General features: G+C 38.7%; 28 protein-coding genes, 1 other RNA gene, 1 pseudogene and 2 riboswitches. Of the genes and pseudogenes, 27 read left to right on the forward strand and 3 right to left on the reverse strand.

Features of this window, described 5'->3' with window-relative positions:
- Window positions 1-386 precede the first annotated feature (386 nt).
- Complete coding sequence (locus CIL03_RS13865; RefSeq protein ID WP_094886478.1) at window positions 387-632, forward strand: CBS domain-containing protein; 246 nt, start codon at window positions 387-389, stop codon at window positions 630-632.
- A 96-nt stretch (window positions 633-728) separates the two neighbouring features.
- Here the strand turns inward: CIL03_RS13865 and CIL03_RS13870 are convergent, their stop codons facing one another.
- Window positions 729-1,832: a 5-methyltetrahydropteroyltriglutamate--homocysteine S-methyltransferase gene (locus CIL03_RS13870; RefSeq protein ID WP_094886479.1), complete on the reverse strand. Its 1,104-nt coding sequence runs from the start codon at window positions 1,830-1,832 to the stop codon at window positions 729-731.
- Window positions 1,833-1,879: 47 nt separating this feature from the next.
- Window positions 1,880-2,638 (reverse strand): cyclase family protein, encoded by a 759-nt coding sequence (locus CIL03_RS13875; protein WP_094886480.1) that lies wholly within the window; start codon window positions 2,636-2,638, stop codon window positions 1,880-1,882.
- Between the two features lie 81 nt (window positions 2,639-2,719).
- Window positions 2,720-2,823: riboswitch (SAM riboswitch) on the reverse strand.
- Window positions 2,824-3,021: 198 nt separating this feature from the next.
- Here CIL03_RS13875 and CIL03_RS13880 point away from each other — a divergent pair.
- The 6 genes from CIL03_RS13880 (at window position 3,022) to CIL03_RS13905 (ending at window position 7,804) form a co-directional block, all read left to right on the forward strand.
- Window positions 3,022-3,303, forward strand: a complete 282-nt coding sequence (locus tag CIL03_RS13880) for a PepSY domain-containing protein (protein ID WP_094886481.1) — start codon at window positions 3,022-3,024, stop codon at window positions 3,301-3,303.
- 167 nt (window positions 3,304-3,470) lie between these two features.
- Window positions 3,471-4,082, forward strand: a complete 612-nt coding sequence (locus CIL03_RS13885) for a 3'-5' exonuclease (protein ID WP_094886482.1) — start codon at window positions 3,471-3,473, stop codon at window positions 4,080-4,082.
- Window positions 4,083-4,096: 14 nt separating this feature from the next.
- Window positions 4,097-4,315 (forward strand): YdbC family protein, encoded by a 219-nt coding sequence (locus CIL03_RS13890; RefSeq protein WP_094886483.1) that lies wholly within the window; start codon window positions 4,097-4,099, stop codon window positions 4,313-4,315.
- A gap of 119 nt (window positions 4,316-4,434) precedes the next feature.
- Complete coding sequence (sppA, locus tag CIL03_RS13895) at window positions 4,435-5,430, forward strand: signal peptide peptidase SppA (RefSeq protein ID WP_094886484.1); 996 nt, start codon at window positions 4,435-4,437, stop codon at window positions 5,428-5,430.
- Window positions 5,431-5,443: 13 nt separating this feature from the next.
- Window positions 5,444-5,914: an RDD family protein gene (locus tag CIL03_RS13900; RefSeq protein WP_240508086.1), complete on the forward strand. Its 471-nt coding sequence runs from the start codon at window positions 5,444-5,446 to the stop codon at window positions 5,912-5,914.
- Between the two features lie 150 nt (window positions 5,915-6,064).
- Complete coding sequence (locus CIL03_RS13905) at window positions 6,065-7,804, forward strand: methyl-accepting chemotaxis protein (protein WP_206207707.1); 1,740 nt, start codon at window positions 6,065-6,067, stop codon at window positions 7,802-7,804.
- 38 nt (window positions 7,805-7,842) lie between these two features.
- Here the strand turns inward: CIL03_RS13905 and CIL03_RS19870 are convergent, their stop codons facing one another.
- A complete protein-coding gene (locus CIL03_RS19870) occupies window positions 7,843-8,007 on the reverse strand; it encodes a hypothetical protein (protein WP_165767965.1) in 165 nt (54 codons plus the stop codon).
- A gap of 140 nt (window positions 8,008-8,147) precedes the next feature.
- Here CIL03_RS19870 and CIL03_RS13910 point away from each other — a divergent pair, with 140 nt between their 5' ends.
- The 20 genes and pseudogenes from CIL03_RS13910 to ade all read left to right on the forward strand — a co-directional run bounded on the left by CIL03_RS13910 (window position 8,148) and on the right by ade (window position 25,372).
- Window positions 8,148-9,752: an acyl-CoA synthetase gene (locus CIL03_RS13910; RefSeq protein ID WP_240508087.1), complete on the forward strand. Its 1,605-nt coding sequence runs from the start codon at window positions 8,148-8,150 to the stop codon at window positions 9,750-9,752.
- Between the two features lie 128 nt (window positions 9,753-9,880).
- The gene (gene sspL / locus CIL03_RS13915) at window positions 9,881-10,021 is read left to right on the forward strand and encodes a small, acid-soluble spore protein L (RefSeq protein ID WP_094886487.1); all 141 of its coding nucleotides are present in this window, start codon (window positions 9,881-9,883) and stop codon (window positions 10,019-10,021) included.
- Window positions 10,022-10,090: 69 nt separating this feature from the next.
- Window positions 10,091-10,281: pseudogene (locus tag CIL03_RS13920) on the forward strand (sporulation protein).
- Window positions 10,282-10,334: 53 nt separating this feature from the next.
- Window positions 10,335-10,521: non-coding RNA, 6S RNA (gene ssrS / locus CIL03_RS13925), on the forward strand.
- 168 nt (window positions 10,522-10,689) lie between these two features.
- Window positions 10,690-11,058, forward strand: a complete 369-nt coding sequence (locus CIL03_RS13930; RefSeq protein WP_094886488.1) for a VOC family protein — start codon at window positions 10,690-10,692, stop codon at window positions 11,056-11,058.
- 89 nt (window positions 11,059-11,147) lie between these two features.
- Window positions 11,148-11,249: riboswitch (purine riboswitch) on the forward strand.
- A gap of 154 nt (window positions 11,250-11,403) precedes the next feature.
- Window positions 11,404-11,991 (forward strand): xanthine phosphoribosyltransferase, encoded by a 588-nt coding sequence (locus CIL03_RS13935; RefSeq protein WP_094886489.1) that lies wholly within the window; start codon window positions 11,404-11,406, stop codon window positions 11,989-11,991.
- Entirely contained in the window at window positions 11,988-13,274 is a 1,287-nt protein-coding gene (locus CIL03_RS13940; RefSeq protein WP_094886490.1) for a nucleobase:cation symporter-2 family protein, read from the forward strand. Before CIL03_RS13935 ends, CIL03_RS13940 begins: the two co-directional genes overlap by 4 nt.
- Window positions 13,275-13,540: 266 nt before the next feature.
- Entirely contained in the window at window positions 13,541-13,927 is a 387-nt protein-coding gene (locus CIL03_RS13945) for a Na-translocating system protein MpsC family protein (RefSeq protein WP_094886491.1), read from the forward strand.
- A 520-nt stretch (window positions 13,928-14,447) separates the two neighbouring features.
- On the forward strand, window positions 14,448-15,971 hold the full coding sequence (locus CIL03_RS13950; protein ID WP_094886492.1) for a solute carrier family 23 protein: 1,524 nt from the start codon (window positions 14,448-14,450) through the stop codon (window positions 15,969-15,971).
- A 476-nt stretch (window positions 15,972-16,447) separates the two neighbouring features.
- Window positions 16,448-17,929, forward strand: a complete 1,482-nt coding sequence (gene allB / locus CIL03_RS13955) for an allantoinase AllB (RefSeq protein ID WP_094886493.1) — start codon at window positions 16,448-16,450, stop codon at window positions 17,927-17,929.
- A gap of 17 nt (window positions 17,930-17,946) precedes the next feature.
- The gene (locus tag CIL03_RS13960) at window positions 17,947-18,540 is read left to right on the forward strand and encodes a cysteine hydrolase family protein (protein WP_094886494.1); all 594 of its coding nucleotides are present in this window, start codon (window positions 17,947-17,949) and stop codon (window positions 18,538-18,540) included.
- A 12-nt stretch (window positions 18,541-18,552) separates the two neighbouring features.
- Window positions 18,553-19,122: a UbiX family flavin prenyltransferase gene (locus CIL03_RS13965; protein WP_240508088.1), complete on the forward strand. Its 570-nt coding sequence runs from the start codon at window positions 18,553-18,555 to the stop codon at window positions 19,120-19,122.
- Window positions 19,119-20,459, forward strand: a complete 1,341-nt coding sequence (locus CIL03_RS13970) for a UbiD family decarboxylase (RefSeq protein ID WP_094886495.1) — start codon at window positions 19,119-19,121, stop codon at window positions 20,457-20,459. Before CIL03_RS13965 ends, CIL03_RS13970 begins: the two co-directional genes overlap by 4 nt.
- 30 nt (window positions 20,460-20,489) lie before the next feature.
- A complete protein-coding gene (locus CIL03_RS13975) occupies window positions 20,490-20,753 on the forward strand; it encodes a BMC domain-containing protein (protein WP_094886496.1) in 264 nt (87 codons plus the stop codon).
- Window positions 20,754-20,768: 15 nt separating this feature from the next.
- Complete coding sequence (locus CIL03_RS13980; protein ID WP_094886497.1) at window positions 20,769-21,722, forward strand: hypothetical protein; 954 nt, start codon at window positions 20,769-20,771, stop codon at window positions 21,720-21,722.
- Window positions 21,723-21,744: 22 nt separating this feature from the next.
- The gene (locus CIL03_RS20275; RefSeq protein WP_094886498.1) at window positions 21,745-22,197 is read left to right on the forward strand and encodes a BMC domain-containing protein; all 453 of its coding nucleotides are present in this window, start codon (window positions 21,745-21,747) and stop codon (window positions 22,195-22,197) included.
- A 30-nt stretch (window positions 22,198-22,227) separates the two neighbouring features.
- Complete coding sequence (locus CIL03_RS13990; RefSeq protein ID WP_094886499.1) at window positions 22,228-22,506, forward strand: BMC domain-containing protein; 279 nt, start codon at window positions 22,228-22,230, stop codon at window positions 22,504-22,506.
- Window positions 22,507-22,508: 2 nt separating this feature from the next.
- Window positions 22,509-23,264: a hypothetical protein gene (locus tag CIL03_RS13995; RefSeq protein WP_094886500.1), complete on the forward strand. Its 756-nt coding sequence runs from the start codon at window positions 22,509-22,511 to the stop codon at window positions 23,262-23,264.
- A gap of 4 nt (window positions 23,265-23,268) precedes the next feature.
- Window positions 23,269-23,550 (forward strand): EutN/CcmL family microcompartment protein, encoded by a 282-nt coding sequence (locus CIL03_RS14000; protein WP_094886501.1) that lies wholly within the window; start codon window positions 23,269-23,271, stop codon window positions 23,548-23,550.
- 10 nt (window positions 23,551-23,560) lie between these two features.
- On the forward strand, window positions 23,561-25,372 hold the full coding sequence (gene ade, locus CIL03_RS14005) for an adenine deaminase (protein ID WP_094886502.1): 1,812 nt from the start codon (window positions 23,561-23,563) through the stop codon (window positions 25,370-25,372).
- The last annotated feature ends 3 nt before the right edge of the window (window positions 25,373-25,375 follow it).

Consider the following 25,375-nt stretch of genomic DNA (forward strand, 5'->3'; position numbering starts at 1 on the left):
AGTATTCAGAATATGCGTTTGCCACAATTCAGTAGATAATTTGAGTTCTAAGATAAAAGTAGGATTCTTTTCTTTCGCCAAGAAACACCATTCCTTCCGTAGAAACATGTATAAATTCACTATAGCACAAGGAACATGCGTTCGTCAATTGCGAAAAATTCCGTTCATCCCACCCTTGAAAGTGTGGGCTTTCTAGAACCAAATTCTGTAATTGCTGAACCTCATGATTCAGTTGTTGCAAGGATTATTAAAATTGAAAACGAACTTTTACAGCCAAAAAGAGTTATTCCGGAATTCGCCCGCAGTGTTTATCAAAGTTTCCAATCTATCATGGAACTGAATTCAAGGGTCTGATCACACAGAAGGGGATCACCAATTGGATCGCAATGAACATTGAAAATAACTATTCAGTTCCTGTGGAAACCTCATTGAAAAATGTGCTGCCATTTGAGGAAGGAGATAATTATAAATTCATAGGCAGCTCCACTTCGGTATATGAGGCTGTTGACATTTTTAAAAGGCATATTGGCAAAGGGAGACGTCTGGAGGCATTGCTTATAACCAGAAACGGCAATCCTTCCGAAAAACTGTTAGGAATCATTACAGCCTGGGATATTTTAGAAATACCATAAGTGAAGCGAACAGCTGTGCACTGTTCGCTTAAATGGTAGTACTGCTTCATCACTAGCAGACTGCCTGCTGTAGGTCCAATGGCATTAAATCTTTTATTATTTCCAAATTTCCTTTGCCACATCAACAATATATTTCAGTTTCCCCCATTGCTGCTCCTCTGTCAGCTTATTGCCATGGTGTGTTGATGCAAACCCGCATTGTGGGCTGATGCATAGCTGTTCAATTGGTACATATTGTGAAGCTTCTTTAATACGTGCTTTAATAGATTCTCTATCTTCCAGTTCACCCTTTTTTGAAGTGAAAACTCCTAGAACAACTTGAGGTCCCCCCTCTGGAATATGTTTTAATGGTTCGAAGCTTCCAGAGCGGTCATCATCATATTCTAAGAAAAATCCATCTACTTTTTCCTTTGCGAGCAGTGTTGGCGCGATTTGAGCATAGCTTCCCTCAAATGCCCAGGTAGATTGATAGTTTCCACGGCATAGATGTGTTGTTACAACTAAATCTTCCGGTTTATTTTCCAAAACTTCATTAATGATACGTAAAGCTAATTCGATTAATTGCTGCCTTGAATATCCGCCATCAATCAATTGGAAACTATCCGAGGAAAGCCCCGCAATATATACATCATCCAGTTGTAAATAGCGTACACCAGCATCGTAAAATGCCTTCAATGCATCTTGATATGTTTTAATGATGTCGTTTGCGTATTCTTCGATATCGGAATAGATTTCATTATTTCGTATGCCTTTTTCAAATAATTGGTTCGGGCTTGGAATCGTTTGTTTTGGAATGGCACGGTCACCAACGATATCCTTAAATTCTATAAAATCTTTTACAAATGGATGATCCGGATTGAACGAAACTTTGCCGGTATTGCGAACGTTGTATTTTTCTGTTTCGATCCCATCAAAGATATATCCTTTTTCAGGGACATATCCTTCTAATCCATTTAAGTGTTCCAGGAAATCAGTGTGCCAAAACCTGCGTCTGAATTCACCATCTGTCACTGCTTCCAGTCCAATTTCAATTTGTTTATCAACAATTCGTTTAATTTCCTTTGTCTCAACTTCCCGTAATTGTTCCCCGGTGATTTTTCCTTCTTTGAATTCTTTTCTTGCCTTATGAACACTTTCCGGGCGCAACAGGCTCCCAACGTGATCCGCTCTGAATGGTGCTTTTGTTAATGTAGTTGTCATAATAAATACCCTCTTCCTGTTATATTTTTAAAAAATTTAAAGAACTCTTATGGCAAAATTGCAAATGATCTTACTGGAAATCCGGATGCCTTATCGGGTTTTGGAACAATGTTTAAGATTACCGCACCCTTAGCCGGTACTTTATCTAAATTGGCAAGGAGTTCAACCTGGTATGTATCCTGATCGAGTACATAATATTCTCCCAAAAGCTCGCCGTTATTTTGAAAATCAATAGCGGAATCCGTATCGAATGTTTCATGTCCGATTGCTTTGACTTTTCGTTCTTCAAATAAAAATTTTAAAGATTCCAGCCCCCATCCCGGAAGATGGTTATTTCCATCTGCATCTATGTTGTTGAAGGCATCACTGTCGGGCCATCTTTTACTCCAATCTGTACGAAGTGCTACGAAGGTTCCTTCTTCAACTTCTCCATGTTCTGCTTCAAACGTTAAAATATCATCTACCGACATTGTAAAGTCATTATTTTCTTCAGATTCCTTTGATTTGTCAATTACGACAAGTGGCAGGACCAGTTCTTTCAAACCTAATTCTGCAAGGTATCTTGTTTCACGGACAAAATGGATTGGAGCATTGATATGTGTTCCATATTGACCAGCAAATGAGAAGTTTTGCGCGAAAAAGCCATCGTCATGATCGAAAAGTGTTTTAAATTCGGCTGAATCAAATGCTGAAAAATGTGGCGAATCCGGTCCAAATGCATGTGTCAGGTCAACCCATTCCTTCTTTTTTAAGGTATTGATTGCTTCCAATAATTCAGTTGATACTTTCAATAAATCTTTTGACATACTGCCACTCCCTTTTCAAAATAAAAAACCCTCTTCTCAAAAATAAGAAGAGGGTTACGCATCAAAGGCCTGCTAAAGCTCTCCTTATCTTCGAGCATACATGCTCCTGGAATTGGCACAGTACTTATAAAAAGTCTGTTGCCGAGGTATCAAAGGGCCAGTCCCTCCACCTCTCTGGATAAGAAATTTGGATATTCAGTTATTTGTTAATTAATAACATACACCTGTTTTTAGTTATTGTCAACAAGAGTTTTGGAAATTTTTTGTTTTTATAGCAGCTAAATAGGTAATTACCTATTTTCTTTCAGTACAAGGCACCCAAAATAGGCTATGGAATAGGATAATAAGTGAGATTACAAAGCTAACGGGAGGAGTGGATTATAATGAATCAATGGTATCATCCGAACGGTTACAGGCAAAATCATTGGCAGCCACAGGGAGGGTTTAATCATTATCATAATGCATATCGCAGAATTACGATAGAAGAGGCAATGCATATTGCCCTGGAGCAAATCCCAGGTCAAGTAGTGAAAATTGAACTTGATACAGAAAATGGAATGCAGGTTTATGAAGTGGATATTGTAACAAATCAAGGCACAAGATTTGAAGTATCTGTCGACGTAAATACAGGAGGTATTGTAGAAATAGAGCAGGAAAGAAGATAAATAGATTTAGAAGGATACTAGTGAGCCTCCCTTTGGACTAAGGTGTTTCCGAAGGGGGTTCATTTTCATGTTTCTTTTTCAGTAATGGGGTGTTTATTCTTATAATATAGAATCTGAAATGTTATTATTATTAATAAAGAAACACTGGATTAAGGAGACCTTATATTATGAATTTTGTATCCATTGACTTCGAAACTGCCAATGAAAAACGATTCAGCCCGTGTGCAATTGGTGTGGTAGTTGCGAACGAAAATGAAATAATTGATGAGTATTATAGTTTAATAAATCCACTGATGAATTTTAATTCTTTCAACACATATATTCATGGCATAACAGCAAATGATGTCAGTGATGCTCCAACATTTTCAGAGCTCTGGCCAAAGCTTGACAGCTACCTGTCTAATAATCTAGTAATAGCTCACAATGCGAGTTTTGATATGAGTGTGATAAGACAGACATTGGATTATTTTAAGCTGCCATATCCGAAAATGGATTATCTTTGTACAGCAAATATTTCAAAACGTGTATGGCCAGACTTGGAAAACCATAAACTAAATACGCTTGCAGCCCATCACCAGATCATATTTGAGCATCACCACGCGCTGGAGGATGCGAGGGTTGCTGCTAAAATCTTCATGAAGGCACTAAAAGAAAAGCATGCAAATAATTTGGACATCCTTTTGGAGACATGCAATATGACAAAGGGCAGAATTTATGAACGAGGATATGTGCCACCAAAATCGAAACGGGCAAGGAAGAGCAAAAGAATCTATTTCTAGGAGGAGGGATGTAAATGGCTGAAATTAAATACGAAATTGTAAAAACAATCGGAGTGGTTTCCGAATCTCCAAAAGGCTGGATAAAGGAATTGAACCTAGTCAGCTGGAATGGACGGGACCCGAAGTATGATCTCAGGGACTGGGCTCCTGATAAAGAAAAGATGGGAAAAGGAATAACTCTTACTGAAGAAGAGGTACAGCAGCTGAAGGAAGTATTAAATAATATGGAGTAGATCACCTGAAGTGGTGGTCTATTCTTATTTTTTTCGCATTTATACTTTCCAATAAAATAGTGAACAATGACTGAAGTAGTGTATGATTTGAATTAACGTAAATGAAGGAGGACATACATATGAGTACAAAGAGATGGATTGCATTAATTGTTGCAGCAGTTTTATTTGTGGTTTCCATTGGATTTCAGGTGATTTCTAGTGCAGCAACAGCAAACTTTGATCAGTTGTTTAATTCTCAAGAAAAGAAGTTTGATGAAAAAGTGATTGAGGAAGGAGAGGGGACTGATAAGATTGCTGTAGTTCGCCTTGACGGTATTATCCAGTCTGCAGCTGCAAATCCAATCATTAATGCAAATGCATATAATCACAAACGATTTTTGGAAATGCTGGACGAAGCAGGACAGGACCGGGGTATTGATGCAATTGTGGTACGTGTGAATACACCGGGTGGCGGTGTTGTGGAAAGTGCAGAAATCCACGATAAAATTGTAGAAATACAAGAAGAACATGAGAAACCTGTATATATTTCAATGGGGAATACTGCAGCTTCTGGTGGATACTATATTGCAGCACCAGCAGATAAAATTATCGCACATCCAGCAACACTGACAGGCTCAATCGGTGTAATCATGGAAAGCTTTAATTTTGCAGAATTTGCTGACGAACATGGTATCGATTTTAATACAATTAAAAGTGGTGAATTTAAGGACATAATGTCATCATCACGTCCTATGACAGATGAAGAGCGTGAATTACTGCAGACGATGATTGATGATCTATATGGAGATTTTGTTCAGGTGATTGTTGATGGACGTGAAATGTCTGAAGAAAGAGTCAGAGAAATAGGAGATGGGCGGATTTATACGGGATCGCAGGCTAAAGAAATAGGGCTAGTTGATGAGCTCGGCTCGCTGGATGACACCATTGCAATGCTGAAAGAGGATTATGAATTGGATAATGCAGCGGTAATTGAATATGAAAACAGCTTTGGTATCAACCGGTTTTTAGGTGGGGCTGTACAAAGCCTATTTCGAACAGAGTCGGATTTAATTGGAATAAAGGATTTGTTAAGAGAATCAAATGCTCCACGGGCAATGTATTTATATTCGGAATAAGGAGGGGTCAAGAGTGAGTGAAGAAAAGGAAGTATATCAAACAACCACTAAAACAGTTACTCAAAGACTATATGCAGGCTTTTGGATGCGCTTCTGGGCGTACCTCGCTGATTTAGTCATTATTTTCAGCATTAATGGCCTCCTGCTTAGTCCATTTAAATTTATCAATGATGGCTCCTTAATCGATATTGGATACTGGACGCTGACGGGAATTCTTGGAGCAGTTTTCTTCTATCTGTATTTTTTACTGATGACCAAATACTTTAGCCAGACGCTTGGTAAAATGATTTTTGGTTTACGGGTCATTCGCGAAGATGATGAGCCGTTAAGATGGAGCGATCTCCTTTTTAGGGAAGTGGTAGGAAGATTCCTTCATCGTGTGTTTTTCTTTGCAGTATTTCTATATGCGGTTGCAGCATTTACCAATGAAAAGCAAGGAATACACGACATGATTGGAAACACAAGAGTTGTACTGGAAAGATAATGAATAAATTACAAGGGTCCTTCCCAGGGGAAGGACTTTTTGACATTTATGTGAAATTTAACACGGAGAAACCAAAAAGATTTTATAATGGAAAATTTAATCTTGTGTAAAAAACATTATTCTGGGACTATAGACTTAGGAGGTGTTTCCATGCTTTTTACAAAAGCAAAACCAAAAGATCATATCACTTCACTGGAGAATAGTGATATCTCTGTTGATAATTCATATAGCATCAAGGAATTACTTAAATTATGTCAGCTTACAAAAAAGGACTTAGCTGCCCTGGGAAAAATCGATGATATTATGGAAGAACATGCAGCTATTATTGCCGAAAGACATTACAATATGATTATGATGATTCCTAAAATAAAGGAATTATTTGAGAACAACACAAATTATGAGGGTTATGTAAGGCTGATAACTCTATATTATAAGCAGCTGACAAAACCTGAACTGGACGCCAGCTATATTGAATATCGAAGGGAAATTGGGAGAATACATAGCAGAATTCACCTGACAGATGAATGGTTCATCGGTTCTTATGTACGTGTGTATGAATATATGATTCCCCTAATTGTTGCACGTTTTCATTCAAAGCCAGGAGAATTAATGGATATACTAATTGCTCTTAATCGGATTATTACATTTGATTCATTGGTTGTTCTTGGATCGTATCAGGAGGCAAATGATTTTTATCTGGTTGAAAATATTAATAAGGTGATGGAAAGTGTAATTGGAGCAGATAAGGTAAGTAAATTACTGGGTGAAGTGGCATCGACTGTTACAGAAACTTCCAGTATTAGCTATGCAGCGAAAGAGCTTAGCGATTCTGTCCAACAGGTTGCTGAAAATGCAACATCTGTGTCCAGTAATACGGTTAAAATGATTGATGATTCGCAAAAAGGACATGACATCATTCAGGGCTCATTAAATGGATTCTTAAAAATGGCTGATGATTTTACAAATATGGAAGGAAAAATAGGCCATCTAACGACAGGTGTTCAGCAAATTACACAGGTTGTTGAGCTGATTCAAAATGTTGCTGATGAAACAAATCTTTTGGCACTAAATGCTTCGATTGAAGCGGCACGTGCCGGGGAAAGCGGCCGCGGGTTTTCAGTTGTGGCCAGTGAAGTGCGGGGATTAGCCGAACAAACGAAAAAATCGGTGAATCAAATCAGTACAATGATTGAGGAAATGCTAAAAGATTCCAAAGATGTTGGGAAAACTGTTGAAGCAATGTCATCAACTCTGACAGAACGTGTGGAACAAGCAAATAATTCAATTGATGTAATGAAACAAATTATGAATCAAATAAAAGATGTTGGAGACTCTACAGGAAATATTGCTGCAATAGCCGAAGAACAATCAGCAGCGACAGAGGACATTACCGACAGGATTCTTTTAATACATGACCATACTGAAAAAATCAAGAAGCAATCCAACACTACTGGGAAATCTATTTATGATGCAAGTGTCGAGGTTGATGAACTAAGAAAAGAAGTGATTGGCGTTATTCCCGATCTGACTTCCGGACAGCTGCTTCGCGTCGTTAAAACTGAGCATCGTCTTTATGGATGGTGGCTGTATAATAAGCTTCTCGGTTTCCATTCAGAGGATAGAGACTATGAAAATCATGCTGCAGCATGCAGGCTTGGAAAATGGATGGAGCAAATGAAAACGGACTTTAAAGAAGTAACCAAAACACCTTCATTTAAAGCACTAGAGAAAACGCATTCTGATTTTCACAATAAAATGGATGAAATTTATCAATTGGCAGAAGCTGGAGAAACGGCACAGGCAAATAAAGAAATTACGGATTTTGAAGTAGTTTCAAGTAAAATAATTGTACAAATTGATACATTGCAAAAGGAACTTCAGGATAATTAAAAACCAGCAGAGTTGAGCTGGTTTTTTTGTGGGCAATATTAATCTTCATATCGTTTTTCAACAAACAATAATATGAATGTCGCAATCGGCCCAAGGAATAATGAAAGCAGGAACCAATTAAGGCCAGTTCTGTTTTTACCCTGAGCCAAACCTGCGTTGATTAAAGCGAGGGTTCCCCAGCCAACGAAGTACTCATTATTCATCTTTCTCCCCCTCCAATATATCTCTATTTGTTATTAAATTATATCATATTCTTGCTTTAACCAATTATCTGAATTAAACTAAAACAAAGAATATTCAGCGCAAAAAAAGTCATCGAAATTTCATTTGAGGAGTGGGGAAAATGAACACCGAAACAAATGTACATGATGAACTAGGAAAGATGTTGGAACGTGCACGAAGAAATACGCTGGGAGATTTATTGGCCAGAACCAGGGACCGCATGCCGGACAAGTTCGCATTTGCATACAATGGGAAACGTTTGAACTATGCAGAACTGGATGATCTGGTAAACCAGACAGCTAATGCATTTCTTGAAGATAGAATGAAAAAAGGAAATATGATTACAGTAATGTCGAAAAACAGTCTGGATTTTGTCATCACTAATTTTGCCTTAGCCCGTATTGGTGCTGTAATGATTCCAATCAACTATATGCTGCAAATTGAAGATGTCCAGTACATTCTGGAACACGCAGAGGCTGCTGGGTTTATTGCTTCCGAAGAATATGCTCCAGTACTTGACCAAAGTGCAGGAAGATTGGAAATCAAACATAGATATTTGATGGATGTACCTGCTGATTATAATGGAAAACTATCTGATTGGAAGCCATTATCAGCTGCAGCTAAAGATCAGCCGGCAGATTTTGTTGATGCGGAAATTTATGATGACGATCTGGCACATGTTTTATATACAAGCGGGACAGAATCGCGTCCGAAAGGGGTAATGCTCTCACATAAAAGTATTATTAATGAATATGTGAGCTGTATTGTGGATGGAAAAATGGATTCAGAGGATGTAGCAATTCATGCGTTGCCACTTTATCATAGTGCCCAGCTGCATGTGTTTTTAGGACCAAGTGTTTATGTTGGTTCCAGTGGAATTATTCTTGGAGCGGCAAGTCCGGAACTGATTTTAAAGACGATTGAGGAAGAGGGAGCAACCCAGCTTTTTTGCCCGCCAACGGTATGGATCGCTCTCCTTCGTCATCCTGATTTTGATAAACGTGATTTATCTACGCTTGAAAAATGCTACTATGGTGCAGCAATTATGCCACGTGAAATTTTGAAAGAGCTTGCGGATCGACTGCCAAACGCTCGGTTCTGGAATTTCTATGGACAGACAGAGGTTGCTCCACTAGCTACAGCATTGCAGCCCGAAGACCAATTGAGAAAGCTTGGTTCAGCCGGTGTTGCAACATTAAATGTGCAAACCAAAATTGTGGATGAGAATGATGTTGAGGTGCCACGCGGAGAGATAGGAGAGATTATCCATCGCACCCCACATGCGATGAAGGGCTACCTGCATGACCCAGAAAAAACAGCGGAAGCTTTTAAGGGCGGCTGGTTCCATAGCGGTGACCTTGGCGTAATGGATGAAGAAGGTTATGTAACGATTATCGATCGTAAAAAAGATATGATCAATACAGGTGGAGTGAATGTTTCCAGCAGGGAAGTTGAAGAAACAATTTATCAATTAGAAGGTGTTTCCGAGGTTGCCGTTATTAGTATTCCCGACGCTTACTGGATTGAGGCAGTGACAGCAATAGTAGTTCCTAAAGAAGGCTTTACTCTGACCAACGAAGAAGTAATCGATTTTTGTAAAGATAAGCTATCGAAATTTAAAGTTCCAAAATATGTGGATATAACAGATGTACTTCCGAAAAATCCAAGTGGAAAAGTGCTGAAACGTTCGTTAAGGGATCAATATGAAGGACTGAGTGAAAAGTAATGATTTAAAGAACGCTGTGCAACTGCAGTGTTCTTTTTTCCACCAAGATTACCGCCACCTTTTATATAAATAAATCTGAAGCATAGAATAAAAGTAAAATGAAACACTAATGAATGGAGGTGTTTTAATTGGCTAAAAAGAATGATAATTGGAGTAAAAGAAGGATAAATTCGAGTGTGAATCCTCAAGGGCTAACCGAAGATACGGCCGATCAGCAGCCAAAGTCGCAGCTTGAACAACGATCAAAAAAGAAAAACACGAAGATTTAGAAGGTGAATAAGATCGACTATACATTAGATTATTTGCGTGAATCATTGTCAAATTATAAAGAAAGCGAAATGTGCAAGCAAATTGTTTCAAGCTTGAATCAAAAAGTTATACAGGTGAAGGTGAATTTGTAAAAGTTCTGAATGAAGAAGAGATACAGTATTTAAATGATGTACTGGAGCAGGAATTGAAATATGCTAAAAATGTCCAACATGATATCAGGGTGAAAGAACTAACGGAAGTATATGAGCTACTATTTTGAAGTTAGGATAAAATTCCCATTGAAATTTAGTTGAGGAAGGTATATGATATAAATACAAGCTACGATGTACGTATTCAAATAAGTTTTAACCTCTAACAGATGAATAGGGAGTTTTATATCGGGACAGTAATGTCGAGCCGTCAACATGCAGCGGAAGACAGGATGGTTTCTGCAAACACCCACTTGGAGAAGTGGTGGTTTAAAACTTTTTATACTCAATACGGCAATTGTGGCCTGTACTTATACAAATAATCGGGATCAGTTTCTTTTTGGAAACTGATCTTTTTACGTTTAATTAGAACAGAATCTGGCCCCTATAAGTAATTCTTTCATCTTCTGATAACAAATGTATATTATACTTATCTGTCATCTAAAGCTATGATTAAGATAAAAAGAGGAGGCGATTGAATGGATTTTTATTATGAAAAATTTGATCATGTTCAACTAGCAGCACCTGGTGGAACAGAGGACTTGGCTAGAAGTTTTTACAGCGAGCAGCTGGGTTTTAAAGAAGTCGAGAAACCAAGTTCACTTAGAAAAAATGGTGGTGTTTGGTTCGAGGCGGGAAATATCCAAATACATATTGGTATTGAAGAGCCGTTTGCTCCAGCAAAAAAAGCACATCCTGCAATCCTTGTGAAAAATATTGAAATTATGAAAACCTTCTTAACAGAAAAAAATATAGAATTTTCAATAGATGATCGCTTGCCTGGTGCAAATCGATTCTACGTTTCAGACCCATTTGGCAATCGGATTGAGTTTTTGGAATGGGAATAACTGAGTGGCGTATTCTCGAAATTGTTTGAATGGTTTTTTATTTTTCCAGGTGCTTGAAAATGTTGAATCACGTGCTATACTAGTAACATTCTTTAATTGAATACTATTTTCATATAATCGCGGGGATATGGCCTGCAAGTTTCTACCGGTTTACCGTAAATAAACCGACTATGAGAAGCAGCGGAATGATTGGAGTTTCCTATTAGTTAGGAATTCGATCATTTAATTCGGCATTTTTCAAAGTCCGGAGAATTTGCTCCCTCATAGCTGGGAGACATATTCTTCGGGCTTTTTTTCGTAGAACTAAATCTAACTTTACTAGCATCGCCATGGAAGGAGAAAACAATGGATTTATTAAAACAAAAGATCGTTAAAGAAGGAAAGGTACTTTCTGAATCTGTTCTTAAAGTGGATTCATTTTTAAATCATCAAATCGACCCTGAATTGATGGAAGAAATCGGCAGAGAATTTACAGAGCGTTTTAAAAACGCGGGGATTACGAAGATTTTAACACTGGAATCATCCGGGATTGCCCCATCTGTAATGGCAGGTCTGAGATTAGGTGTTCCGGTGATTTTTGCTAGAAAGCGTAAATCCCTGACCCTTATTGACCACTTATATTCAGCAAAGGTTTATTCATACACAAAAAAAGAAACGAATGAGATTTCTGTTTCAAAGGATTATATTTCAAATGACGATATTGTCCTTATCATTGACGACTTTCTTGCAAATGGACAGGCAGTTGATGGATTGATTGGCATTGTTAATCAATCGGGAGCATCGCTTGCAGGAGTGGGAATCGTTATTGAAAAAGGCTTTCAGGATGGGGGAAGTATTGTTCGAAAACGTGGTATTCGAGTGGAATCATTGGCAAATATAACTTCATTGGCAGATGGAAAAGTTACATTTAACGAGGAGGATTCATCTATATGAAAACAGCAGCATTAAGCATCCAGCATCTTCTTGCCATGTATTCTGGAGCCATTTTGGTTCCGCTGATTGTAGGCCAGGCTTTGGGGTTAACTTCAGAGCAGCTGACATATCTGGTAGCCATTGATATTTTAATGTGCGGAATTGCAACGATATTACAAGTCGTAAAAAATCGCTTTTTTGGAATTGGACTGCCCATCGTTCTTGGCTGTACATTTACAGCTGTAGGACCAATGATTGCCATTGGTGCACAATATGGAATCTCGGCAATTTATGGTTCTATCCTGGTTTCCGGTTTATTTGTTATTCTGATCAGCCGTTTCTTCGGTAAGCTCGTCCGCTTTTTCCCGCCGGTCGTAACTGGCTCTGTTGTAACAATTATTGGAATTACATTAATTCCTGTAGCTATTAACAATATGGGTGGTGGGCAGGGAGCAAGTGACTTTGGCTCCATATCTAATATTTCTTTAGCTTTTGGAACGCTTTTATTTATTGTTTTAATGTATCGTTTCTCTAAGGGCTTTACTCGATCCATTTCAATTCTGATCGGACTCGTTGCGGGAACAATAGTAGCTGCATTTATGGGGAAAGTTAATTTTGATGCAGTTATAGAAGCATCTGTATTTCATATGGTAGAACCATTTTACTTTGGTATGCCTACATTCGAATGGTCAGCCATTTTGACAATGATCTTAGTAGCGATGGTATCCTTAGTGGAGTCAACAGGTGTTTACTTTGCATTAAGTGATATTACTAAAAAGAAATTGAATGAAAAAGACCTTTCCAGTGGATACCGTGCAGAAGGCTTGGCAATTGTGATTGGCGGTATTTTCAATGCATTTCCTTATACGGCATTTTCACAAAACGTTGGTTTAATTCAGATGACAGGTGTAAAATCCAAAAAAGTTATTCTTATCATGGGCATCATGCTGGTTACTCTAGGCTTTATACCTAAAATTGCTGCTGTCACAACAATCATTCCAACCGCTGTGCTTGGCGGGGCAATGATAGCGATGTTTGGGATGGTGGTTTCACAAGGAATTAAAATGTTAAGCAATGTTCTTACAAATTCCCCAGAAAATTCAATGATTATTGCCTGCTCTGTTGGCATGGGCCTTGGGGTAACCGTAGTACCTGAACTATTCTCCCAATTTCCATCAAGTGTTCAAATATTAACAAGCAATGGAATTGTGGCAGGAAGTGTTACAGCAATAGCGCTGAATATCGTATTCAATATGATTCCATCAAAGAAATCAGTATCTGAATTAACAGAACAGGAAGTGTAGACGATCTTTAAAGATAAAAAATGTTTGTACAAAAAGGGGATGCGAAATAAGCATTTCCTTTTTTACACTGATAGGAAAGTATAACTTTTAAGGAAATCAGTATAAGTGCAACTAAGGCTTTCGCCATTAAAGCTTGGTGATAAGCCAAGTTTACTAAGGTTTTTCCAATAAAAATGCAGTGTATAATTATTATAAATTTTCAAAAAATAGCTTGACATATATAAATAGGTTGACTAATATATTGAGTAATAGGGGAGGGTAGAAAATTGAATGTAACGCTAACTGCAAATGAAAGTCGCTTATTAAAAAAGACCATTGCTCAAGCATATAATAGAATTAACCAGGAATTATATGCAACAGGGGTAGTTAGTCAACGGATCAATTTTTTATATGACAGGGTTATCATCTTCGCTCAACACAAAAGAGTTCCTGCTTTTACAGCTTTGAGTAAAAATTTTAAAGAACTGACAGCCTATGCGGATGCAGCTCTTATCTCCGAATTTAAAGCGAAATTGAAACAAGAAATTGAAGAGCTTACAGGTCACTCGGTAGTATCAGTTTTAAAAGATTATGATACAGTGACAGAACATGCATGCTGTGTAGTTATTTTTGATAAAGAAAACTCACCGATTGTTGACCCTGAAAATAGATAATAGAGGCATTATGTACATATATTGTTTTTAAAACTTGTATACCCCATCGAATTTCTTCCAGCTGACAAGTTATTCTTTCCCTGACAATCTAATTAACCTTTATAATTTTCTTAAGGCATTGGAGCATTAACGCAAGTCCGTTTTTGATCCAGGCTGTTTATGAGCGGTTACATAAAGTCTCTGTTATACGGGGGTTACTTGAACCGCAGATTTAGAATATTTCCTCGACGGATGAAATATTCTAAATCTGCGGTTTTTTTCTGAAGCAGCAAGGGTTTACTTTTTGACTAAAGTTTATTTTACTAGCTATCAAAGCAGAATATGAACTTGTCAAAATGCTATAGTTAGAAAAAAATGAAAGCGCTTTTATTAAAGTTGATAAAAGCATGGGAAGGAGGTTTCCACATAGTTTATTCTACAATTGAATGCAATTTTTTCTGATTTAGTAATGGAAATTTGTTAGGACATCCCAAGAATTGGATTGAAGTTGTTTCAAACAATTAATAGGGAGTGAAGGTAATTGAGTAAAACCGCAGTTCATTATCCATGGTATAAAAAAGAAGATACGGATGCATTTTTTGCTTTGTTTCAAAACAACCTGGCGAACTTTGTGATTATATCGGTTTCGATGTTAGGTATGGGATTTCCAGCAGAAATTGTATTTGGCCGTGTGGTTCCAGGTGCGGCAATTGCTGTATTGGCTGGTAATTTGTACTACGCCCATATGGCAAAAAGGCTGGCAATTAAAGAGCAGCGTACGGATGTAACGGCATTAGCCTATGGTATTAGCACACCGCCAATGTTCGTGTTTTTGTTTGGAGTTATGGCACCAGCACTGGCGCTTACAGAAAGTCATGAAATGGCATGGAAAATTGCTGTTGCCGCATGTTTTATAAGTGGAATAGTGGAAGCACTGATGGGATTCATTGGCAGATGGATACACAAAAACATACCCAGGGCTGCCATGCTCGGTGCATTAGCAGGTTTGGCACTCACTTTCATTGCTGGGGAAATGATGTTTAATACATTGCAAATTCCTGTCATTGGACTCGTAGTTCTTGCGATTATCATAGTCGGTATCATTGGTAAAATAGCTATGCCTTTCAAAATTCCAGCCACATTATTTGCAATTATTGTTGGAACGTTATTAGCATATATTTTGGGATATGCAAAACTGAGCGGAGTTACCGAAGGCCTTTCCCAATTAGGATTTTATCCATTCCTTCCTACACTGGCCACTATTGAAGGCCTGGGGCTGCTTTTTGGTACTGCGGCAACTATTTTTGCTGTTGTACTTCCCATCACGATTTATAATGCAATTGAAACAATGAATAATGTGGAGGCAGTTGGAGCGCTTGGGGATAAATATGATATTAAGGAAAGTATGATTGTTGATGGTATTGGTACAATGGTTGGTCCGATTTTTGGCGGAGCCTTCCCTACTACCGTGTACATGGCATCTACCGGTTCTAAATGGATGGGTGCTGGAAGAGGGTATAGTATATTAAACGGTATTGTTTATGTTTTGGCTGCAATGTTCGGACTTGTTGCCGTCATCTCGTCTATTATTCCCCTTTCGGCAATTGCACCGATTATGGTATTCATTGGAATCTCCATGATTGCAACCGCTTATCAGACATCCCATAGTAAATATTTCCCTGCCATTGCAATCGCTATGATTCCATACTTCTCAAATTATATCATGACTCGGTTTAATAGCGGTGCAGAGGAGGTAGTGGCTGGTATTTCTTCAGCTATTGTGCCATTAGGGCAGGGAGCACTTATTTCTGCGATCATTTTAGGAGCGATAGTGGTGTGTATTATTGATGTTGATTTCAAGCGGGCATCGCTATTCTCTTTCTCTGGTATGCTGCTTTCGTTTTTTGGCATCATTCACGCACCAGCAATAGCTTTTAATGCATCTCAGGAGTATGCAATCGGTTATTTAATAATTGGGATATACTTCCTGATAATGTCAAGGACAGTGTCCCAGGAAAAACAGCTTAATAAACAAGATGAACTAACAGACAGAAAAGCAAACTAAGATTAAAATATAAATGGAGGAAGGGTGTCTGAGTTTTGATGGCAGCCTTCCTGATTTATAGAATCAGAACATGCGTTATCAGCTTTTTTAATATTTTTAATTAATATAAATTTTCGGAATATATATTGACTTTTATAAGAAATTTTATTAATATAGTTAGTAGATTATAGTGAAAAAACAATAACTTCTTTAACGCTCCGGAACTGTAACGCAGGCCGTTTATGTTCTTGGCTGTTTTTGAAGCGGTTACATAAAGCTCTGTTAAACGGAGGTTATTTGAACCGCAGACTTAAAATATTTCCTGTTCTATATAGGAATTATTTTAAGTCTGCGGTTTTTTTATACAGTTATTTGTCGATAAGGGGGGAGTGAAAAAGACAAATAATAAAACATGAACATGAATATAGATAGAATACAAGCTATATCAAAATGAAGTATTAAAGCAATTATTTGATATTAAAAAAGGAGAGAATTTAATGGATTTAATCTTAAAAAACGCAGTAATTCCTCAGGGAGATAGAAAAGTCGAAACAAATATATTAATAGATAATGGAGAGATAGTTGGTTTTACAAATGCTGTTAATGGTCTGGCCGCTGATGAAATCATTGATATTAAAGGAAATCTCGTAGTACCAGGTTGTATCGATCCCCACACTCACTTCATGGATCCAGGTTTTACACATCGCGAAACATTTACAACCGGTACCAGATCAGCAGCTGCCGGTGGAATTACAACACATATTGATATGCCATGCTGCAGCAAACCATCTGTCAGAGATAAAGAAAGTTTTCATAAAAAAATTGAGCCGTTAAGAGATCAGGCTTATATTGATTATTGTTTCTGGGGAGGCATGACAGGTGAAGATGTGCGTGAAGGATTGCTGGATAATATTTATCCGCAAATAGAAGAAGGAGTAGTAGCCTTTAAGGTGTATATGACACCATCTGTACCAACATTCCCTAAAGTAACAGATGCGGAAATGCTGGAGATATTCAGTAAGATTGCTCCAACAGGTATGCCAATTGGAGTACATGCAGAAAACTATGAGATTTGTACGTTCTATACAGAAAAAATGAAAAAAGAGGGACGTATGGATGGTCCTGCATGGGCAGAAGCGAGGATGCCTCTTGCGGAAAAAGTAGCTATTCAGCTGATTATAAGTTTTGCGGAAGCCACAGGTGCGAGAGTTCATGTGGTTCATATGACTACCAAAGAAGGGGTTGAACTTGTCAGGGAAGCAAAAAAACGGGGGGTCAAAGTTACGGCAGAAACATGCCCGCACTATCTTGTACTTAATGCCCAGGATTCAATGACAGAGCGCGGAACCTTTGCAAAAATCGCTCCACCGCTTCGTGAAAAAGAAGATAATATTGTCCATTGGCAAGGTTTGGCGGATGGAACGATTGACTTTGTCGGGACAGATCATGCGCCATATGAAATTGAAACAGAAAAAGACGCACCCGATTCTGATATTTGGAATAGTTTTCCTGGAATTCCTGGAGTCGAAACAATGGTTCCAATTCTTGTCAGTGAAGGATTAAATAAAGGACGTTTGTCACTTTCCCGGTTTGTTGAGGTAACAAGCAGGAATGCGGCTATTCATTATGGGATTTATCCGAAAAAAGGTTCTATGGAGCTTGGAAGTGATGCTGATTTCACTGTTATAGATCTTGATCGTGAATATACGATTGACGAACAAAAAACAGAATCCATGGCAAAATACAATCCGCTGCATGGCATGGAATTAAAAGGAAAGCCAATCCAGACGATTGTCCGCGGAAAGGTTGTCTACGATGAAGATAATGGAGGAATTGTTGGCAAATCAGGCTACGGTGAATACGTAAAGCGGCAAAGTATCCAAAGACTTGATCGTACACTCAAATATGAAGTTTATGAAGAGAATGCGAAAGAGGCTGAATCTCAGCCGAGAAGAGAGAAAGCTTTAATTAATAATTAAGAGAGGATGAAAAGTACATGGCAGTATTAAAAGGAAAAAAACATGCACTTGTTATTATCGACATGCTTAATGACTTTATCGGTGAAAAGGCTGCTCTCAGATGTGAGAACGGGGAAACAATTGTCCCGAAAATTAGAGAAGCAATTGATTTTTGCCATGAGAATGACATACAGGTTATACATGTTCAGGAGGCACATCGAAAAAATGATGCAGACTTTAGGGTAAGACCGGTACATGCGATTAAAGGCACATGGGGCTCACAATTTATTCCAGAACTTGAACCAGAAGAAGATAAAGGGGATTATGTTGTTCAGAAACGCCGTCATAGTGCTTTTAGCTTTACCGATTTTGATCTTTTCTTAAGAGAGGAACAGATTGATACGGTTGTTCTTACAGGAGTATGGACAAATGTATGTGTAAGAAGTACAGCATCAGATGCGTTATACCACGGCTATAATGTCATTGCTTTATCAGATGCGACAGCTTCTAAGGATGATGATATGCACCGCTCCGGACTCAGGGACATGGATTTGTTCGGCGAGATTATGACAACAGATGAATATAAAGAAGGCGCGAAGAAAAAATTCTCCCAAAACCGGCAAACGGTTTAAGGCAGTTTTAAAATGGGCCGTAAGATGAGGATCATCGTCGGCATTACTGGAGCAAGCGGATCAATATATGGATATACACTGATCCGCGCGCTTCACCAAATGGGAATTGAAACCCATTTAATTGCTACCGAAATGGGAGTAAAGGTTATGCAATTTGAATGCGGCGTGAAAATCAAGGATTTAAAGGAATTTGCGATTGTCCATAATAATCAAAACCTGTTTGCTTCTGTTGCCAGTGGTTCTTTTAAGACTGATGGAATGGTAATTGTACCATGCTCCATGAATTCACTAGGTGCGATCGCAAATGGAGTGGGTGATAACCTTCTAAGCCGTGCTGCCAGTGTTGTTATGAAAGAAAGGCGAAATTTTGTCATTGTACCAAGAGAAGCACCATTTAACTTAATTCATTTAAAAAATATGACAACATTAGCTGAATCAGGTGTTTCGATTTTGCCTGCAAGTCCCGGCTTTTATCATCAGCCGACGGAAATATGGGAACTTGTCAACTTTATGGTTGCTCGTATACTTGATGAACTTGGAATTGAACATGAACTAATGGAAAGATGGGGTGAGAAACAATGAACCCTCTTTCGATGAGAGAATTAATAGCTGATTGGGAAATGCGCGAGCTTCTTTACCGGATAAAAAAAGAAGTGAATGCTGAGTATGAACTAGGCGCAGTCGTAAAGTCAATGAAAGGTGAACAACCATTTTTATTCGAAAATGTAAAAGGTTATACAGTCCCCATGGCTGCTGGTCTTGGAGGAAGCCGAAAGTTGATGGCAGAAAGTATTGGTGCGGCTGAATCTGAATTAATACCGAAAATGATTGATTCGATTATCAACCCGATCCCGACAAATATGGTGCCAACTGCACCTGTACATGAAAATGTTGTAATGGGACCATTTGATCTTGATGACTTCTTTCCTATTCCAACGTTTCATGCAGAAGATTGTGGCCCTTACTACGTCTCAGGGATTTTGGTTGTTAAGGATTTGGAAGGAAAGAAAAGATATACGTCTATTCGGAGAATGAAGTTCATTGGCGGAAATAGGACGAATATTGTTATTACTTCACCTGAGCTTGCAAGACAGTATGCCTACCTTGAACAAAAAGGAGAGCCGATGGAAGTTGCCGTCATGTTTGGAGTTGTTCCAGCTGTTGTGCTTGCCTCGCAATTCAGCACACATTTATATCATGCAGATAAATTAAATGTGGCTGGCGCGCTTCTTGGACAAGCCCTTGATGTCGTTCAGTGCAAGACCGTTGATATTGAGGTGCTGGCAGAAGCAGAAATTGTTTTGGAAGGGAAAATACTTCCGAATGTCAGAGATTCCGAGGGTCTTTTTGGAGAGCTTGGAGGTTACTACGGAGGAAATATGCCACAGCCAATTGTTGAAATGTCAGCAATTACCTACCGGGACAATCCAATTTCACAAACTATTTTTCCATCAAGTTCTGAAGAAAAACTGCCGATGGGCCTTGTCCGTGAAATGACATTGTTCAGTACAGTAAGACAGGTGGTTGAAAATGTAAAGGCAGTTCACATTACAATGGCTGCAGCAGCACGATTCCATGCAGTAATTCAAATCGAAAAAAAATCCGAGGGTGATGCTAAACAGGCGGCGATGGCTGCATTTGCCAGTGATAAAGATTTAAAGCATGTAGTGGTAGTTGATGATGATGTTGATATTTTCGATTCAGAAGATGTTGAATGGGCAATTGCTACAAGATGCCAGGCTGATCAGGATATATTTATCGTCCCGGGTGCAATGGGTTCTCCTTTGGAATCATCTCACAATTTAAGAGGTGTATCGGCCAAAATGGGGATAGATGCCACCTATCCATTGTCTGAAAAAGAATTATTTAAGAGAACTTCTGTCCCGATTCAGAATATCAATTTAAAGGATTATCTGTAGACAAATAGAACAAGATGGGAGAGAGACAGAATGAGTGCAATAGGTTTAATTGAAACAAGGGGGCTCACAGCAGCTGTAGAAGCGTTGGATTCCATGGCAAAGGCGGCAAACATCCACTTAGTTGATTTGAAAAAGGTTGGCTCCGGGTTAATAACTGTAATCATTGAAGGTGATGTTGCTGATGTAAGTGCTGCAATAGAGGTCGGGCGGCTTGCCCCTGAGCGTACCGGTGGTGAACTTATTTCATTTAATGTCATACCAAGACCTCATTCAGAGTTGAAAAAAATACTTTAAAAGGAGGTGTGATTATTGGCGGATGTCATGAAACAAGTTGTTCAGGAAATTTTACAGGGAAATAAAACAGTTATATCCAAAAAGGTTGAAAATAGTACCAAAAATCCGGAAACAGATTCAAATCTCAAACACATTAAACGTCCAAACTATCAACGCTTAAAAAAAGATGAGAGACTTTCCTATACTGGGAAAAGTTACCAAACCTCTCCGAATAGTTTGAGAACAGATGACAAAAAAAGCAATGCATCAAAGCTTCCAAAGCAGTTCAATGAAGAGTCAATTTCATCATTGCATTCGATATCGCTTGTACAGGGAAATGTTCCGAAAAAAAATCATACACATTCTCAAGAGAGACATCATCAGGCAATAAAATCAAGAATTATAGGAAATACCAAAAATGGCGGCTGTGTTTGGTTTTTCCCCAAACTGCCAAAAGAGCTTATGGGGAGTTTCCATCGTCCACTCAATAGTGCATCTGTCGGTGTTGTGAAAATGCCGGAATGTTTGCCAAGTTATCTTTTGATCATCAATGAGGTGATTCGCAATAACCAGGGAGTTAAATTCCATTTATCCTGGAGTAAAGAAGCGGGAACACCTTTTACCGCGGAATTATATGATGATAATGTCGACAGATTGGGTAAAATCATGAATGACATTTACCAGAAATTAAATCGGCGTTCCTTCAAACAATACGAGACGTATACAGCTGTTTCTCCGAGTCCATGGCTATCAAGTCAAATGAATATCAGCTCTTCCATTGATGGCATTGCATTTCTGGAGGGTATATCTTATTACACAAATATTGTATTAATGGATTTGCTGCTGAAGAATTTTGAAACAAGTGATTTCAGTTATGAAATAAACAGCAATTATTTATTATTAAAAGGAAATTATCATATCATTTCCAAGCTCATTACCGAGTTGAAAAAGGAAGCGGCACGGTTGGTAAGTTCTGACACGATGATTTAGTTGAAAGAGGAGGGTGAATGGAGTGATAGCGCTAGGGCTTATAGAGACAGTAGGTTATACAACTGCGGTTTCAGCGGCTGATGCAGCAGTTAAAGCAGCCAATGTGGAAATTATCGGACTGGAAAAAGTAATCGGAGTGAATGGTTATGTTGGTGTAACGATACAGCTGACTGGGGATGTTGCTGCTGTTACTTCTGCAGTGGAAGCGGGGAAAAAACAAGCCGAAAAGATAGGTGAAATAATTTCAACAGAGGTAATTGCACGAGCACATTCTGACGTCAATGAGAAGCTTTTAAGTAAGTTTTCGTTACCGGAAGAGTCAAAACCAATTAAGAAAAAGGCAGTAAGAAAAGCTAAAAAGGAAAAGCCTGCTGAAATAAAGAAGGAATCCAGCGAAGCAGATTCAAATGTAACCAAAACGACTTCGTCTTCAAAAAAACAAAGCAAGAATAATTCAGATGACAAAAAAGCTTAAACATAATTTTAACAATAGGAGGGTTTATAAATGGGTGAAGCTTTAGGATTAGTAGAAACAAAAGGACTTGTTGGGGCGATAGAAGCAGCTGATGCAATGGTTAAGGCAGCAAATGTAGAGATATGCGGATATGAAAAAGTAGGTTTTGGACTTGTAACAGTTATGGTCCGTGGTGATGTTGGTGCAGTTAAAGCAGCCACTGATGCAGGTGCCGATGCAGCAAGCCGGGTGGGAGAGCTTATAAGTGTTCATGTCATTCCTAGACCGCATAGTGAAATTGAACGTGCATTATTGTCTAAGGGTGAGTAAACGTGCACACTAACCGGCAAAGTACAGTAGTACATTCAACTTTGCGGGAATTATTTTACAGAAACAGCAAAGGAATTGCAAAGGCACATAGAAAAACAGTGCTTGTTCTTCTTTTTTATCATATGAATGGGATGGACAAAGGTTTGAAAGTGTTAAAGGATTTGCATGAGAATAATGTAAGGGTACGTATATGTGCTGATGATCAAATCCTTGATCATTATTATGTAACCGAACTTGCTGAACAAGTTGGAATTGATGATTGGATTACCATTAAAGATGCTGAGCTTCAAAAAGAGCATATTGATCATTTTTATATTCCAATTTTGCCTTTTTCGACTGTGTCAGATCTATTGAATTTTAATGATGCACGTCCGGCTATCAGCATATTGCTGTGGGCGCTGATGAGGGGAAAGAAAGTCAGTGCATACCCTGCTGGTGCGGATCCTTATCATTCAATCTGGCAGAAATCCGAATTGAATCATGGAACTGCAATTTTAAAACATGAAATGAAAAAACGATTGCAGCAAATTCGAGGGTTTGGAATTCAATTAGTAGAAAACGAGAATAAAATTCTAGATCATTTCCTGGCTTCTATTCAAAATGAGTCGAATCATGTTATAACTGCAGATATTATTAAAAATCAGGCCAAAGCTGGAAAAAAATATATTGAATTGAACCAGAAATCAATTATTACTCCGCTGGCACGAGATACCGCTCGCGAATTTCAAATCGAGATTGGTGAGAACAAAGGGAGATGATTGTATGGAAATGGGAGTCGTGGTTGGGAGAGTTACAGCAACGAGAAAAGATGAAAATCTGGTAGGTACTAAGCTGCTGATCACACAATCTATCGGCATGGATGGTACTCCTCTGAACTCTTTGCCAATCATTACAGTTGATACAGTCGGAGCAGGTATTGGTGAAAGAGTGATCTTTGTCAGAGGGAGTATGGCTTCACGGGCAGTCAGAAATAAAGAATCCCCTGTAGATGCTGCAATTGTGGGTATAATTGACAATTTAGAATGCGAGAAATTTAAGGAGTGACAATGGAGTTATGCAGGCTGAAAACATCAAAAAAGCGATTCAGTGGAGAAAACTTATTGACGTGTTGCTGGATTCCAATCAATTTGCCGACCTTGTACTAAAGGAGGGCTATATAATCAACACGGTAACAAGGGAAATTTATGAAGCTGATGTAGCAATTAAAGGTGAATATATTTTAATGGTTGGTGATGCCAGTGAATTGATTGGCGACCGAACAAAAGTGGTTAATGTGAAGAATAAGTTTATTTCACCAGGATTCATTGATTCACATATGCATTTTGAGAGTGCAATGTTGACATGTACAGAATTTTCCCGTTTGTCAATTCCAACAGGGACAACGACATTAATTGGTGACCCGCATGAAATCGGAAATGTTCTCGGTGTTCATGGCATGCAGGAAATGATTAAAGAGGCAAAAACATTGCCAAACCAGATTTATTTTACAGTTCCATGTGCTGTCCCTGATGCCCCAGGGTTAGAGACAGCTGGATTTGAAGTCAATTCGAAACATATGGCAGAACTGCTGAACGATCCATATGTTCAGGGAATTGGTGAGATTCAAAGTTTCAGTAATATTCATCCAGTCTATGAAAATGCTCCTGAATTGATTGATGATCTAGTAGCAGCGGTTTCTTATGCTGACAGCATTGGAAAAACAGTAGAAGGCAATGCCCCAGGTCTATTTGCCAAGGAATTGGCTGCGCATATTATAAGTGGAGGAACACATGTCTCCTGCCATGAAACAACAACTAAAGAGGAGATGATTGAGAAACTTCGCTATGGAATTAGTGTATTCATGCGCGAGGGCTCTTCCCAAAGAAATATGGCTGAGTGTATTCGAGCAGTAACGGAAGAAGGAATGGATTCAAGACGGGCAATTCTTGTATCTGATGATATGGTCCCCGAGGATCTGCTGAAAGATGGCCATATGAACGATATTGTCAAACGCACAATTGCTCAAGGGGTAGACCCGGTAGAAGCAATCCAGATGGCAACGATTAATCCTGCCACACATTTTGGGTTTAAAGATGTTGGAATATTGGCACCTGGAAAGCGGGCAAATATTGCTGTGATTGATGATTTGAATGATATGACAATCGATCAAGTGTATCTCAGCGGAAGTTTGGCTGCAGAGAAAGGTGAACTCACTATTAATCTAGGTTCATATACGTATCCGGAAACTGTCAAAAAATCAGTTAAGAAATCTCCAGTTAAAGCGGAAGATCTTCATATAAATGCAAGCGGCAGTCGTGCTCGAGTACGCTCCATTGTTGCAATTCCGGATCAAAACCTGACTGGTGCCAAGGAATTCAATATGAATGTAGCAGGAGGAGTCGTTCAGCCGTGCCTCAAACAGGATGTTTTGCCACTCCTGGTAGTTGAAAGACATGGAAGAACAGGAAATATTGGAAAAGCCTTCCTGAATGGATTTAAAATGCAAAGTGGTGCTATTGCTGAAAGTGTTGCACATGACACACATAATATTATTGTTACAGGAACGAATTATGAAGATATGGTAACTGCTGTTAATAGGGTAATTTCCATGGATGGCGGTATTGCAATGATCAAGGACGGTAAAGTAGTCGGTGATCTGCCGCTAAGGGTAGGTGGGTTAATTACAGATGAGCTTAGTGGCAGAGAGGTAAGTGAAAAGATTGCTGAATTGACAAGACTGGCAAAGGATGAACTGGGATGTGCAATTCATGTTCCATTTATGCACCTCTCCTTCTGGTCACTTGTTACAAGTCCTGAATGGAAAATCACGGATATGGGGTTAATCGATGTTGACAAATTCGAAATCCTTTCCCCTGTTGTAGAATAAGGA

This window comes from Virgibacillus indicus, assembly GCF_002266285.1.
GTDB lineage: Bacteria > Bacillota > Bacilli > Bacillales > Amphibacillaceae > Virgibacillus_K > Virgibacillus_K indicus.

What these genes read in the sequence shown, in the direction of transcription:
- CIL03_RS13890 (WP_094886483.1), top strand. Translation starts at nt 4,097, where the DNA reads ATGGCTGAAATTAAATACGAAATTGTAAAAACAATCGGAGTGGTTTCC.
- CIL03_RS13870 (WP_094886479.1), bottom strand. Translation starts at nt 1,832, where the DNA reads ATGACAACTACATTAACAAAAGCACCATTCAGAGCGGATCACGTTGGG.
- CIL03_RS13865 (WP_094886478.1), top strand. Translation starts at nt 387, where the DNA reads ATGAACATTGAAAATAACTATTCAGTTCCTGTGGAAACCTCATTGAAA.
- CIL03_RS13880 (WP_094886481.1), top strand. Translation starts at nt 3,022, where the DNA reads ATGAATCAATGGTATCATCCGAACGGTTACAGGCAAAATCATTGGCAG.
- CIL03_RS13960 (WP_094886494.1), top strand. Translation starts at nt 17,947, where the DNA reads ATGGCAGTATTAAAAGGAAAAAAACATGCACTTGTTATTATCGACATG.
- CIL03_RS13990 (WP_094886499.1), top strand. Translation starts at nt 22,228, where the DNA reads ATGGGTGAAGCTTTAGGATTAGTAGAAACAAAAGGACTTGTTGGGGCG.
- CIL03_RS13885 (WP_094886482.1), top strand. Translation starts at nt 3,471, where the DNA reads ATGAATTTTGTATCCATTGACTTCGAAACTGCCAATGAAAAACGATTC.
- CIL03_RS13930 (WP_094886488.1), top strand. Translation starts at nt 10,690, where the DNA reads ATGGATTTTTATTATGAAAAATTTGATCATGTTCAACTAGCAGCACCT.
- CIL03_RS13910 (WP_240508087.1), top strand. Translation starts at nt 8,148, where the DNA reads ATGAACACCGAAACAAATGTACATGATGAACTAGGAAAGATGTTGGAA.
- CIL03_RS13940 (WP_094886490.1), top strand. Translation starts at nt 11,988, where the DNA reads ATGAAAACAGCAGCATTAAGCATCCAGCATCTTCTTGCCATGTATTCT.
- CIL03_RS13905 (WP_206207707.1), top strand. Translation starts at nt 6,065, where the DNA reads ATGCTTTTTACAAAAGCAAAACCAAAAGATCATATCACTTCACTGGAG.
- sppA (WP_094886484.1), top strand. Translation starts at nt 4,435, where the DNA reads ATGAGTACAAAGAGATGGATTGCATTAATTGTTGCAGCAGTTTTATTT.
- CIL03_RS13975 (WP_094886496.1), top strand. Translation starts at nt 20,490, where the DNA reads ATGAGTGCAATAGGTTTAATTGAAACAAGGGGGCTCACAGCAGCTGTA.
- CIL03_RS13875 (WP_094886480.1), bottom strand. Translation starts at nt 2,638, where the DNA reads ATGTCAAAAGATTTATTGAAAGTATCAACTGAATTATTGGAAGCAATC.
- CIL03_RS19870 (WP_165767965.1), bottom strand. Translation starts at nt 8,007, where the DNA reads ATGAATAATGAGTACTTCGTTGGCTGGGGAACCCTCGCTTTAATCAAC.
- CIL03_RS13970 (WP_094886495.1), top strand. Translation starts at nt 19,119, where the DNA reads ATGAACCCTCTTTCGATGAGAGAATTAATAGCTGATTGGGAAATGCGC.
- CIL03_RS13935 (WP_094886489.1), top strand. Translation starts at nt 11,404, where the DNA reads ATGGATTTATTAAAACAAAAGATCGTTAAAGAAGGAAAGGTACTTTCT.
- allB (WP_094886493.1), top strand. Translation starts at nt 16,448, where the DNA reads ATGGATTTAATCTTAAAAAACGCAGTAATTCCTCAGGGAGATAGAAAA.
- CIL03_RS14000 (WP_094886501.1), top strand. Translation starts at nt 23,269, where the DNA reads ATGGAAATGGGAGTCGTGGTTGGGAGAGTTACAGCAACGAGAAAAGAT.
- ade (WP_094886502.1), top strand. Translation starts at nt 23,561, where the DNA reads ATGCAGGCTGAAAACATCAAAAAAGCGATTCAGTGGAGAAAACTTATT.
- CIL03_RS13965 (WP_240508088.1), top strand. Translation starts at nt 18,553, where the DNA reads ATGGGCCGTAAGATGAGGATCATCGTCGGCATTACTGGAGCAAGCGGA.